This is a genomic window from Paenibacillus sp. J31R109 (assembly GCF_059692055.1).
The window spans coordinates 356,311-369,636 of sequence record NZ_JCAUAR010000005.1 but is presented as its reverse complement, the minus strand read 5'-3'; the positions used below and the strand labels follow the sequence as shown (position 1 = coordinate 369,636).

General features: G+C 46.6%; 7 protein-coding genes. All 7 read right to left on the bottom strand.

The annotated features are described in order from the left end of the window. Window positions 1-290 precede the first annotated feature (290 nt). The 7 genes from AC58QT_RS16690 to AC58QT_RS16660 all read right to left on the bottom strand — a co-directional run bounded on the left by AC58QT_RS16690 (window position 291) and on the right by AC58QT_RS16660 (window position 13,323). Window positions 291-1,880, bottom strand: coding sequence for a discoidin domain-containing protein (locus AC58QT_RS16690; protein WP_497409986.1), 1,590 nt, complete (start codon window positions 1,878-1,880; stop codon window positions 291-293). A 69-nt stretch (window positions 1,881-1,949) separates the two neighbouring features. After that, window positions 1,950-5,771 (bottom strand): CBM96 family carbohydrate-binding protein, encoded by a 3,822-nt coding sequence (locus AC58QT_RS16685; RefSeq protein ID WP_497409985.1) that lies wholly within the window; start codon window positions 5,769-5,771, stop codon window positions 1,950-1,952. A gap of 89 nt (window positions 5,772-5,860) precedes the next feature. Continuing rightward, window positions 5,861-7,477, bottom strand: coding sequence for a type 2 periplasmic-binding domain-containing protein (locus AC58QT_RS16680; RefSeq protein WP_497409984.1), 1,617 nt, complete (start codon window positions 7,475-7,477; stop codon window positions 5,861-5,863). A gap of 100 nt (window positions 7,478-7,577) precedes the next feature. Continuing rightward, the gene (locus tag AC58QT_RS16675; protein ID WP_497409983.1) at window positions 7,578-8,453 is read right to left on the bottom strand and encodes a carbohydrate ABC transporter permease; all 876 of its coding nucleotides are present in this window, start codon (window positions 8,451-8,453) and stop codon (window positions 7,578-7,580) included. Window positions 8,454-8,463: 10 nt separating this feature from the next. Next, window positions 8,464-9,423 (bottom strand): ABC transporter permease, encoded by a 960-nt coding sequence (locus tag AC58QT_RS16670; protein WP_497409982.1) that lies wholly within the window; start codon window positions 9,421-9,423, stop codon window positions 8,464-8,466. Between the two features lie 257 nt (window positions 9,424-9,680). Then, window positions 9,681-11,978 carry a helix-turn-helix domain-containing protein gene (locus AC58QT_RS16665; RefSeq protein ID WP_497409981.1) on the bottom strand — a complete coding sequence of 766 codons (2,298 nt, stop codon included), beginning with the start codon at window positions 11,976-11,978 and terminating at the stop codon, window positions 9,681-9,683. Window positions 11,979-12,156: 178 nt separating this feature from the next. Further along, complete coding sequence (locus AC58QT_RS16660) at window positions 12,157-13,323, bottom strand: serine hydrolase domain-containing protein (protein ID WP_497409980.1); 1,167 nt, start codon at window positions 13,321-13,323, stop codon at window positions 12,157-12,159. Window positions 13,324-13,326 lie beyond the last annotated feature (3 nt).

Below are 13,326 nucleotides of genomic sequence, written 5' to 3'. Positions count from 1 at the left end.
TGCGATAACGTTAAAAGCTCCAAAATCGAAGTTTCCTGCGTATATCAACACTTTAGCGTTATACCATCACTTTATTTCCGGTAAAAATGAGAAACCACGTAAGTTAGGATGATGCCATCACCTTATCTGGCGTGGTTTTCCAAGAAGCGGAAACTAAAAAAAAGAACTTAGCAGGTTCAAAGTATACAACCGCTAAGCTGCTTTTTCATTCACTTATTTACTTTTCCAACGTAGTTATCTGCCTCGATCATTCACATATCTAACTTGGGACAGGCTCTTTCTTTCCTCACTTAGTTCCCCCAAATCGAGTTCAAATACGTATCATTTGGCATTGGCGGCATGGTTGGATTCGTAGCAGATAAGCTCGTATCCACTGTCCAAGCACCGCTGGCAGGCTGCTGGGAAGCCTGATACGCATAGCTGGTTTTCGTGTTCGTTGCGGAAGTCCATGATGCCGAGCCCATTCCACCAATGATAACGGAATCTAGTGCTACAAAGTTCGTACCGTTGCCATTGAATGCCGCTGTTCCTGCTTCCGTAGATCCTCCAGCAAGGAAAGGATAGCGGCTTCGGGCCACGCTCCCCGCTGCAAGATAACTATGCTCGAGGACCAATCCGTTCAAGCTGCCTGTCTGAATGGAGCAATTATTACTAGAGAAGATCGCAGAATCGCGGATTGTCATATTCGTATAGGCCCCTGCACCAGCAAATTGCATCGTATCTGTATGAGGCTTCGGTGTGGTAGCTGGATTAAAGAAATGAGGAGCAAGATAGATGCCGTCGAAGCGCCACCCGTCAATAGGGCCGGAAGATACAGAATAGAAATCGGAGGCATCCCCATCGACGACTTGAGAATCCGGCATAACGACTTCGCTGAATTCTACCATGGATGTTGTCTGGTTTGCGATACCGTACCCTGCCAACCAACGGGTTACTTTGGTCCAAGCCAAGGCTGAGCGGTCGCAGCCTTCCAGCTTGATTTGGTCAGCCATCAGTCCAGCGAAAGCCACACTACGCACATTCTTAATCAAAGCTCCTCCCGTAATGGTCACTGTTCCATAACCGTCACGAGGAGCTACTGTAATGCGCTTCGTCCATGACGAAGAACCAAGATTTTGTAGAACTGGCGTATTACCTGAACCGGCCCCGTTGCCCGTCAATGTCCCAGGAGCGACACGGATCAGAACCCCTGCTGCTGCCTGTTCAGGCGTCACGGCCGCAATCGCCGTGCTGATTGCCGACCAAGAGTTGCTAACATCGATAATGTTCGTTACTGTGGTGTCGTACATAAAAGGCGTAGGAATCAGCGACGGCCAGTGCGTACCATTTGGTCCAAAAGAGGCATCGCGATCTGGCTCTTCACCCGGGTCAGGACCTGGATCCGTCGTACCTGACGGTGCATACACCTCTAATTCATAGATGGAATAACCATACGTTGTTGCAGGCGTAATCCCCTGCACGCGCACATATCTGGCTGTGGCTGCTGCTGCAAGTGTAATGGCATCAACGCCGCCATCACCACTCGTAGTTGAATACACATCCGTCCAGGTAGAGGCATTACTGGATAACTGGATTTTATAGGCAGTAGCGTAGGATGATCCCCACTGGATAGTCACGCTGCCTACATTTTGCGATGAGCCCAGATCCACATACAACCATTCGCTGCTTGAGTAGTTCGACCCCCAGCGAGTAGTAGTGCTGTCACCATCCGTAGCTTTACTGGCGGCTAAGGAGCTATTTTTCACAGAACTCGCGACAGCTGTTTTACCTAATGCCAAATTACTAGACGCATAAGCAGGTGTTTCCCATCCCGGAAGTAAACAAGCCAGTGTAAACAAAACAACCAGACAGAAAGCGAACATAGACATATTCTTTTTCATGGAGTCATCTCCTCATACGCTGTCCTTTACAGACTAGCGACTATTATCAAAGATTGTGCTTCACAGCCTTCAGGGCTTTGTTACTTTGACAATCATCGTATCGCTGGATGTGGCACCCGCATCGTTCACAAGTTCACCACGATACGCATACGTACCTTTTGCTTTATTCGTTAAGAATGCCACAGCGGATTGAGCATTTGGAGTATTCACAGACAACGCTTGCGAATAAACAAGCACCCCATTTTCATAGAGGTTATACGTCGTCCCATTGGTTCCCCACCACATGTTCATGTTAACGTTAAAGTTTCCGTCACCATCCCAATTATCGTTAGCAAGAACTGGTTTAGCAGGAGCAGCATGTTTGATAATAACGGTTAAATCTTGGCTTTTGCTCGTACCGAACTTATTCGTGAGCTCAGCGTGGTACTTATATGTACCATTCGGCTTGTTGTTTATGGAAGTTACCGCAGATTGCGTGTTCGGCGATTTGTCACTAAGAACTTGTGTATCCATTAACACATCATTCTCATAGAGCTTGTAAAGTGTGCCATTATCGCCATACCACATATGCATGGTAACTTTGTACTGACCATCTAATAGACCTGTATCCTGCCCATTGTCGTCTGAAAGCACGATAGTACCTGGTTTGGCAACAGCTAATCCTTGAGGCTCAGGTTCCACTTCTCGCAATGGAATCAGTGACGGCTGGCTAATCACATTCTCCCAAAGCTCCTTCAGCCAATCGTAACCTACATTAGCATCAGCGGTGAATTCATCCCGAATGCCAAGTGACTTCCCTTTCGCATAACCGGAGTACCCATTTACCGCTTTATAGATGAGATCAGTACTCCCAATTGCATATCGAGATTGGATCAATGCAAGATCTTCTGGCGAACCTGATGAAGCAACACCATAATAATAGGCCTCCAGCAAACTAAGAATGCTGTTATTCCAGCCCCTTGTCACATAATCGAGGTCGCTTCGAATCCCATTGGCATCCACTGAGTCGAATTCCTGTGCCATTCCCATCACGCCTACATTCGGCAATCCTTCCGGATTAAGGACAAAAGCACGAACAGTATCGTTGCTGGATAACTGTGCTTTTACTGTTTTGTTGTACATAATCAAGGCGCGGTCTTTCATCCATTCGAACGGTTGATCCAACGTGTGGCCTCTAAACGTAAATTCATTCTTCACCGCTGCCTCGAGCGCAGCTTTGCCTGTTTGACGGAAAGTCCAAGCAATGCTGGAAAGTCCTGCTGCCTGAAGTTTGCTCATAAAGTTGTCGTAATCGAAACTGAGCAGAAACTCATTCGCATTGTCTGCCCCGCCTAAATAACGAACCGTAGCTAGCGCACTGGCAATAGCACCTTCTACATAATTGGGATTCCATCCTTTGTTGAAATTGCCCAACTGATCGATTCCCGTCGAGAAATTGTTGTCATCATCATGTCCCCAATGCGCCGCTACCAAATGCGCTTGCATGATGAGATTGATTTTGACTTTTTCCTCCGAAGTCAGCTCGTTCCAGACGGCAGGAATCGTCGAAGCGAGATCAAGTGCTTGAATTGCGAGAGATGTCGCTGAGGTATCCAGTGAACCGGACGCGCCAGGCTCCCGCTTGCTTCCGGGTACCAGCATATTGCGAATATGTGCTAGAATCCGATTCTTTATCATCGTACCGTCGCTGCCCTTATAGGAAGGGTCATATAAAGCAGCTGTCGTCAGATACATCAGAGCAGTACCACTTCGCAGACTGTGCGACGTCCACTCCAGACTTAGCTGATATTGCAGCAGCGGCTCCCGGAGCGCGCTGTCGATCATTCTGTGACTGAACGGGAACGTATGCAGATCTTGTTCCAGAGTAGTTGTAGTCACGACTGCACTTGACTCCGAAACCTTATTCGATACGTCGGTTGCCGTCACGTAATAGCTGTATGCGCTCAGCGGTGTCAATCCCTCATCCACATAAGCAGTGAGGTTCGTCGTGCCTAGCAACACGCCATTCCGATAGACAGAATAAAGCTTAATGCCCGAATCGTCCGTGGAAGCTGTCCACGATAAGCGAATAGCCTTCGAGGATTGTGCCTCCGCTGTGAATTGTCCTGGCGAGCTTGGCGGCTGTAGATCGATCAACTCTGTTCCGTATACATTCATTTCGGAAAGCGTGACCCGATCGTTTGCACTTGCGAAGCCTACACGACCAGTCGTATACTGAGATTCCTCTGCTTCACCGATATAATCAGCGTCTAGATACACACGGATGATCGAACCTTGCCGGTCAATCCTTAATTCCTGTGCCGTGCCAGGCTTTAGCAGGCCTATGTTAAAATCCTTGAGTTGAACAAGCGAATTGTTCACAACACGGAAAATACCGTTGGTCGCATCGTCGTTGCTCTTATTCAAGGAAACAAAGCAATAGTTCTTCTCATCTACGTAGTTGAACACCACAGCTAGATCATCCCAATCGCTGCGAGGTGTCACCATGACCTTACCGGTCCAGACGAAGTCACCTATAAACGGAGTCTGATGAACAATGACGTTGCGGAGCGGATCAGACCCTGCGCTCGCATATGTCGTTAAAGCGAGATTGCCACTTGGCGTCTCCCACACGCCTTTGCCATCTGAATTCACACCCACAGTCCAAGCAGCCAGATTGAAAGCACCGCTTTCAATTGAAGTTACCTGTGGCAACGCTGGTGGACTCAGTTCCGTCACTACGTTCAACGACGGGCCTGACGTCCAATTCCCCTCGCTGTCCCCAGCTTCGATACGGAAGTGATACGAGGTTGAAGGTGTTAATCCTGTGAGCGAAAGCGACAAAGTATCACCGCTTAAAGTACGCATGAGATTCTCCCCGTCAAACAATCGATAACCCGTCACATCCTCATTATCAAAGGCTTGGGGCCAAGATAGCATTGTCTTCGTCTTAGACGTACCTGTCGCTGTAAGCGTACTTCCGACTGGCCACGTAGGGATATTCACCCCTGATGGCGGACGTACCTCTATGTTGAAATGGGTTGTTTGACCTTCAGCAGTCAAGCTAATTTGCTGCGATGCGGCTGGCGCGCTGCTATCAAAGCCGCTCACTGCGTAAGAGGTCAATGGCGTCACCGAGCCATCTTCATAATGACCACCTACGACCAAACCCGTCAGATCCAGCTTATCACCTGGATAATAGACCGTTTTCAGCGGCGGATTGATGACTTCAATGGCGGTCAGAGGCGTTTGAGTCGTCCTCAGGACGAGCCGCGGTTCTTTGCCCACACCTGCTGCATTCTGCTCCTTAGAGGCAAAAGTGATCTGCTGACCATGCACCTGACCTAAGAAAGCAAAGGACAAGGCTTCATCCTGCCAATGGGACTTTACATACGCTGTCACATCGAAATCATAGAACTTGGTTGCTGGTCCTACCGTGACGACAGCTAGTGGATCTGCAACATTGGCAGGCGCATTATTCCACGTAATGCCTAGCTCCTGCCAGGAATTATCATTGACCGGGTACACACCTACGCCGCCGGTTGTTCCCGTCGTATCGGTTCGATAAACTTGGAGCGTAACGCTGATAACCTTCTGAGGATCCCGGATGCCTAGGTCCGCCAGCGCGAACCTCGTATAAATTTTGCGGTTTGTATTGCTGTTGTTATCCCTCTTCAGAACAAGTAGATCCCAACTACCATAATTGGTGTCTGCCCTTGAATTGAGGGTATAGGCATCAGCTGAAGGCTTTACCACTACCTCCTTGTACACGCTTTCATTAATGCTTGTAGTGACACTGCTGTGCGGACTAGCATCGCCTTCACTTGCAGCATACGATATAGAGCCGATCCCAGGTGAAAGCAATCCAAGCATCATAACCCATATAAGACTTATTGCAATTGTCCTTCTCATCCTCATTTTCCCTCCCATGCTCATTTTTGGTAGCGTTTATTATACTACCGGGCTGCGCAAAATACACAGCCCGGAAACCAATTGATTGATCAGCCTTTTTTATAGCGCAAGTAAGCCTCATTCTTAATTTTTAGTACTTCGTCAATTCCTAGTGTTTTGAGTTGTTTGACGAAATCGTTGTATTTGGCCTCAGGTGATTCAGCCCCCAACAACCACTTCTGCCCCGTCTCCACACGATACGTTTCAATTTGTCCTTCCAACTCTTTCAAGCGCTCTTGTTCTTTCACTGTAAAGTTTAAGTTCGGCACGCTGACTTTCTTAATATACTTCGCGTTATACTCATCAATGGAAGACAGTACGCCTTCTGGGGTATATTGCTTCTCATAATCAAAATTCTGATAGAAGCCGATTTCTTGTTGAGCCCCCATCTTTTGCAGATTGAGCAACACATTCCCAGTGTCCAGCAGCGACTTCTTGAAAACCGGTTTGCCGCTAACCATATCATAAGTTTGACCTTCCAAACCGTAATTCGCCATTCGGCGTCCTTCCTCACTGAACCAGAAATCCATGTACTTGATTGTTTCTAATTGATTCTTGTTGGAACTGGCAATTCCCCAGCCGGATGGACTCACTGTAGCACGGTAATCGAACCAGGACACATCCCCGGTCATACTAGCTACTGGCGGGATTGGCGCAAGATTCACAGTAGGTACTTTATCCTTGGCTTTCACATTGTAACCATACGTACTTGCAAACCAGTCATGCGTAGAACCACCGAGGTTATCTGATAGCATAACCAGCCTAGTGTCGCCTTTACGAGTGAAAATTTCTTTGTCTATTAGCCCTTCCGAATACCACTTAGCGAGGTTCATCATTCCCGTTTTGTAAGTAGGGTTGATCGGATCATAGACAACGGTATCCGTTTTCGGGTCTACTTTGTAGCCCGTACCAGCATCCCATAGGTTAAGCAGCGAGTACACGCCAAAGGATTGACGATTAAAATAAGGAATCTCATCTTTCTTCCCGTTTCCATTCGGATCGTTATCTCGGAAAGCCTTCAAAACACTGTAGTACTCATCTGCTGTAGTCGGCTTTTTGAGTCCTAGTTTATCGAGCCAATCTTGGCGAATAAACCAACCCGTTGAGGCTGCTCCATCTGGGACAAAGGAGACATAATAGATTTTGCCATCTGCAGAAGTCAAATATTTACGAACATCCGGACGACTGTCCAAGAACTTCTTGATGTTAGGCGCATTTTTATCAATTAAATCGTTAAGTGCAACAAGACCGCCCTCTCCCCCAAGCTTGTTGGCATCTTCTTTTTTACTAAAATGAATAATATCGGATAACGTTCCTGATGCCAGCATCAAATTGTAAGCTTCAGCACTGTTCGTCAGCGTTTTAGAGGCGGTTCCTTTTAAGCTAACATTCGTTAATTCCGCTGCTTTTTTGAAGACGGGCCACTCGTCATTAAATACCTTATCCCCGCCACCACCATTCCCATAGTGCATATGAATGCTTAACGTAATCGGTTTGGAGCTCGCTTTTGAGGATTGCGGACTTGCCGGAGCCGCCGATGCGGATTGCGGTGAAGCCTGTGTAGAAGGAGAAGCTTGCGTTTGTTCCTTATCCGATGAGCAACCTGTAATCATACTGACTGATAGTGCAGCTGCAGCTGCTGCGGTCTTCCATGCTTTGCGTTTCATTGACATGCAACCTCCCTAGGATTGTACAAAATGATATTGATTTATTTTCTCTACAATTCGTGCCTATCGAGGAGGCACCACCTCCCTTATCTTTCTCTATTTACCCCTTGACGGAGCCCACCATAGCGCCAGCGGTGAAATATTTTTGAATAAAAGGGTACACCACAATAACTGGAAGGATGGCAATGACAATGGTGGCGTAAATAACGGTTTCTTGAGAGAACAACACGGTTGTATCGGTTGTAGCCATCATGCCTTCAGTTGGATTCATAGATACGACTAATCTGCGTAAAAGCACTTGCAAAGGAATCTTGCTCTCATCTTGTATTAATACCATAGCCCAGAAATAGGAGTTCCAAGTGCCTACTGCATAGAAGAGTGAAATGGTTGCCAGCGCAGGCTTGGATACGGGTAAATAGATGCGGGTCAAAATTTGAAAGTCTGAAGCGCCGTCCACCTTAGCCGCCTCTTCCATCTCTTCCGGTACGGACTGGAAGTTCGTTCGCAGCAAAATGACCAGAAAGGTCGTTACAGCAAAAGGTATCAATAGTCCCCACCTGCTGTTCAACATGCCGAGCTCTTTGATCGTCAAATAGAAAGGAATCATGCCTGCATTAAATAGCATCGTAAATGCGATAAAGAAACTGATCGGGGTTCTGCCCATGAATCTTTTTTTGGATAATGGATATGCGCCCATAATGGTGAAGGCCATCTGTATACAGGTTGCAGCGATCGTATAGAATACCGTATTCCCATACGCAAGCCAAATGCCCTGCTCTGTCAAAACTTGCCTGAAAGCCTGCAGCGTCAACTCTTTGGGGAACAGCACCACATCCCCAGATAACACGGCATTTGATGAGCTTAAGGAGGCTGAGACTACATACAGAAATGGATACAAGGTGGCTGCAGCCAAAAGGCCTAGAAAAATATAGTTACACAATGAAAAAATCTTTTCTCCAGGTGTCAGGAATTTCATAGGTCATCTCCTACCATAAACCGCTTTCGGTATATTTTTTGCTTAATTTATTCGCACAGATGACTAGCACAAGACCGACAACCGAGTTGAACAAACCTACGGCGGTCCCAACATCATAACGGCCATCTTGCAATCCCGTCCGGTACACATACGTGCTGATGACATCGGAAACCTCATACGTCGAGGGCTGATACAATAAAATAATGGCCTCATATCCGACATCCAACAAATTGCCGATTTTTAAAATCAACATAATCATGATCGTCGGCATAATACCTGGCAGAGTTACGTGCAGCACTCGCTTCCATTTGTTCGCCCCGTCAATGACAGCGGCTTCATGAAGTTCTGGATGAATGGCGGAGAGTGCAGCGATGTAGATGATGGATCCAAACCCTACTTCACGCCATATATTCATGGAGATGAAGATCGTTCGAAAATATTCCGGTACCACCAGAAAGTACAGTTTTTCCAGACCCAATTTCGCTAACAGCAAATTTACAATGCCATTGGTCGGAGATAAAAAATTAGTAACAAATCCCGCTACAATGACAATGGAGATAAAATGCGGCAAGTAAGTGAGCGTCTGTACGGTACGTTTGAACAGCATGTTCTTCACTTCATTCAACAGCAAAGCCAATATGATCGGCGCTGGAAAAGCGAAAATCAAGCTGTATAGACTGATCAGGATCGTATTTTTCAACGTTCTTAAGAAGTAGGGACCTTTGAAAAAAGTTACAAAATTATCAAAACCTACCCAAGGACTTCCAGATAGTCCCTTGTATATACTGTATTTTTTGAAAGCCATTTGCAACCCCAGCATAGGATAATACTGAAAGACAAGGTACCAGGCGATAAAAGGAACAATAAGTAAGTAAAGAAAGCGGTCTCTTTTTAGATTGCGCAAAATCCTATGACCTGTGCTCGCTCTCGCATGCGCTCCTGGTTCCCATATAGCTGTTTTCATACTCATGGACAATTCCCACTCCTTCTCGTTCTCTTGTTGCTTGGTTCTCACGGTTGAAGTGTAGCATCGGCTTCCTTTCCCAGTAAATCCTTATTATTTTTCTGCATGTCGATAATTTTGATGGGTAGGCGATATCGATTATTTTGATCATCATGAATTTATTGATAACGTTTACATTTTAATGGGCATCCTCTATTGGTAACAATACAAAAGCCCACGGCATGTGCCGGGGCTTTGTTTCAAAAACTACTTTTCAATGTAGTTCATTCATTTCGCTTCGCATACTGGCCGGGAGATACACCTTCATACTTTTTGAAAATACGGATGAACGTATTGACATTGTTGCAGCCTACTTTGCCTGCCACATCATTGATACTGTATACTTCCTCAGCGTTTAGATATTCCTTTGCCTTGCTTACTCGGTATTGGTTCAAGTACTCCTTGAAATTCTCCCCTGTGAACTTTTTGAACAATAAACTGATGTACCCCAATGAGAGGTTAAATTGCTCAGCAATATCAGAGAGCGAAATATCCTCATTGAAATGCGCATGAATATGCGCCAGAAGTTGCTCCGCTACGGTATGATCCTGCTTCTCACTGCGGTTCGCCATACTCGCCATAATGACCGCAAATACGTCATAAATTCTTTCCCGCACCCGTTTACGGTTACCAGTCTGCTTCAGCTCGTCATAGAGTGAGTCTTGACCAAATAGCTCCCTGTAGCTCTTATTCATCTGATTTAGAATCCGATGCACCGTTACATCGACAGCAAGCACAAAACGGGCCAACTTCTCCCCGCCTAGATAACTTTCCTCCATGTGCTCATCCAGAATACGAGATAGAATAGCCTGTACCTGGTCTGTCTTCCCTTGTAGGACAAAGGTAATCAGTTCACGCTCGAGCTCTAGTGGATAGGTGTACATATCTGATCTTTGGAGCACGACATCATTCACGGTAATGACTGTATTTTTTTCCAGCGAGAAACGTCGCTCCAGCAAACGTACGGCATCTTGGTAAGACTCTGCACTGTTGCCTAATGAAATAACGGGACGGCCAATGGCAGCAACCACCCGAATCTCCGTGTCGGCTTCAATGCCGGATAAAATATGGGTGAAAATCCGTTTCATTCGATCAATTTGCTGCTCTTTGACGATGAGAACATGCCGCTTGTGTTCCAGTTCTACTTGTTCATAGTCGAATTCTTTCTTGACCGCCTCTAGGATCATCCTGAATATCCCCGCTTTAATCTCTACCACCGTCTCAACTGGAAACTGTGCATCTAAGTCTTGAGCATCCACAAGTTCCATCACGACAACGGTAACGTCATGCTGCACGTGCTCTAACCCATATTTATCCGCATTGTTCCTAACCTCCGCCTCGCCGGTAATCCCATAAAGCATGTTGCGTAAAAAATGATCACGCAGGGACAGCCGATTATTCTGGATGGTTTCCTTCAGGCTGTCATTCATACGGGAGATGTTCACAGCGGTTGCCGTGATAAAGGACATGTCATCAGTGCTCTCCAGTGCTTCTTCACCAACACCTCTTCGGCCCTGATCCAGTCCTTTGAAAATCGTTAGCACATTATGAATGGGACGGTAAATATTCCGTGAAGCTAAGAAAGCCACGCCGGCACCGATCACAAGCAGCAGCCCGAACAACAATAACGAATGAGACATCAGGCCGGACAACTGCGGCTGCCAAGCATATCCTGTAAGCATGAACAGATATCTGACATTCGGCAGCACAGAAGAACTCACGAGATGCGCCTGATCGTCGCCGTATTGTTCGACATAAGGAGCTCTCCGCTCCTTCACCTGAGCCAGCACCTCATCTGGAATTTCGCCATTAGCCCCATTTTCTTTGACATCCACTAACTGGTCACCAGAAAGCACGCCGATACGGTTCACCTGGGTATCTAACTTGAGCAAATCGGGGTAAAACCCACCTTTGAAAAAGGAAATTACAAACATGAGGTCATTCCTGCCGGTAAGCTCTTTTTTCACAAAAGAGATCGTATCGTAGCCGTAATTCTCCATCTCGGACAATCGTTGTTGGACTAGAACAACATTGGAATACTTCGCATCTTTGATGTACCCATCGATCTGCTCAATGTCCGCGCTTTTCAGCGCCATTTCCTTATAATACTTGTCCTTATCGATGGTACCAAATGTCGTAATGACCAAATTGTCATCAGGCTTCATCACATCGATTCGGTAGCCATAGTTCTCGAAAGCTTCCCTATTTTTCTTAAGTTGTTCCAACACCAACGTAATGTTGGCGTAATTGCGCGTGGAATCGTTGCTGTAATTCAGAAAATGCTCCGTTCGCTTCAATTGGTACACCAAATTAAAGGCTACCTGCAGCCGAATGTCCATCTGTTCCCGCATCTGTTCCACAGATCTTGTGGCATTGGCATCCCACTTCTGGTTGAGGGACTCCATATTTTTATAGACCAGAAAACCAACAGCAATACTAGCGTATAAAAAGACAATTAAGATGCATACGAGATACACTTTGGTGAAGAACTTCTTTTTTTGCACATCCGCTGTTCTTAACATCCACTTCTCCCTCCTCCGCCCACTAGATGCCATTTCCAAGTAACCGCTATCATTTAACTATTCTCTACATCCTAAGCTAACTCTCAGCGGCTGTAAAGAGTATCCTCCTATTTCACTGCATATTTGGAATAAACAAACAAAAATGACCCAGCCATGAAGGCCAGGTCAACAGTTAAAATTAGTCTAATGCCCCATAAATGGCATTCCGCAGTCGTGGATGTATGATCGGTTCTTGGCTTGGAACCAACTGCTGCATGTACACCACGGATAGCTCTTCCTTCGGATCGATCAACATGTATGACCCGGCTAGACCAGCCCAGCCGAATTCACCGATGGAACTATTGATGCCGCCAGCAGCTGGATCCATCATGACACGAACGCCTAAACCATAGCCATAACCACGTAATTGCTGCCAATTGAAATCATTCAGCTGCTGCGGATTTAAATGATTAGTCGCCATCAATTGAATCGTCTTCGGACTAAGAATCCGCACCCCTTCATGCTCCCCTCCTTTGGCGAGCATCTGCGCATACCGGCTGTAATCCCCAAGGGTCGAAAGCAGGCCAGCTCCGCCACTTTCATATCGACTTTGGGGTTGATAGCTAGCGTCCATCTTGGTATTCGGTGTCAGCACCCCGCCATCTGGACGATCATAGATGGTGCATAGACGCTCCCTCTTGTCTTCCGTAATCCGGAAAGAGGTGTCGATCATCCCTAACGGATCGAATATTTCCTTTTGGAGAAAGGCTCCAAACGTTTGCCCTGTCAACACTTCAATTAATGCGGTCAGAACATCGTGGCTGAAACCATACTTCCAGCGCGTGCCAGGCTCAAATTCCAACGGAATGGATGCCAGTCCATTGGACAATGTCTGCATGTCCATCGTCTCTCTTCTAGCGGTCTCCAACATGCTGCGGGTGAGCCTTTCGGTTTCCGTGCCATCTCCACCGTAGGTCAACCCTGAGGTCATTGTGAACAAATCCTTGATCAGGATCGGAATGGTCACAGGAGAGGAAGACTTCGTACCATTTTCGTTGAGTTGAAAGGCTTGTTGGTTTTTGAACGCGGGCAGGTATTTGTCTAAGGGATCGTTAAGCAGATAAAGTCCTTTTTCATACAGCATAAGCGCCGCTGTGCAAGTAATGACCTTCGTCATCGAATAGATCCGATAGATCGTATCCAGTGTGATCTCCTTCTGTTTCTCTACATCCGCATATCCTAGGGTTTCCTCATAAAGGACTTCTCCCCGTCGTACTACCGTACATGCACAGCCAGCCGGTCCATTTTCCATCATACGCTTCAGCAGCGGAGTCACACGTTCATTTAAGCGCTTACTTACGTTCATTTC

Coding starts and splice junctions, on each gene's coding strand:
- AC58QT_RS16690 (WP_497409986.1), bottom strand. CDS start 1,880: ATGAAAAAGAATATGTCTATGTTCGCTTTCTGTCTGGTTGTTTTGTTT.
- AC58QT_RS16670 (WP_497409982.1), bottom strand. CDS start 9,423: ATGAGTATGAAAACAGCTATATGGGAACCAGGAGCGCATGCGAGAGCG.
- AC58QT_RS16665 (WP_497409981.1), bottom strand. CDS start 11,978: ATGTTAAGAACAGCGGATGTGCAAAAAAAGAAGTTCTTCACCAAAGTG.
- AC58QT_RS16680 (WP_497409984.1), bottom strand. CDS start 7,477: ATGAAACGCAAAGCATGGAAGACCGCAGCAGCTGCAGCTGCACTATCA.
- AC58QT_RS16675 (WP_497409983.1), bottom strand. CDS start 8,453: ATGAAATTCCTGACACCTGGAGAAAAGATTTTTTCATTGTGTAACTAT.
- AC58QT_RS16685 (WP_497409985.1), bottom strand. CDS start 5,771: ATGAGAAGGACAATTGCAATAAGTCTTATATGGGTTATGATGCTTGGA.
- AC58QT_RS16660 (WP_497409980.1), bottom strand. CDS start 13,323: ATGAACGTAAGTAAGCGCTTAAATGAACGTGTGACTCCGCTGCTGAAG.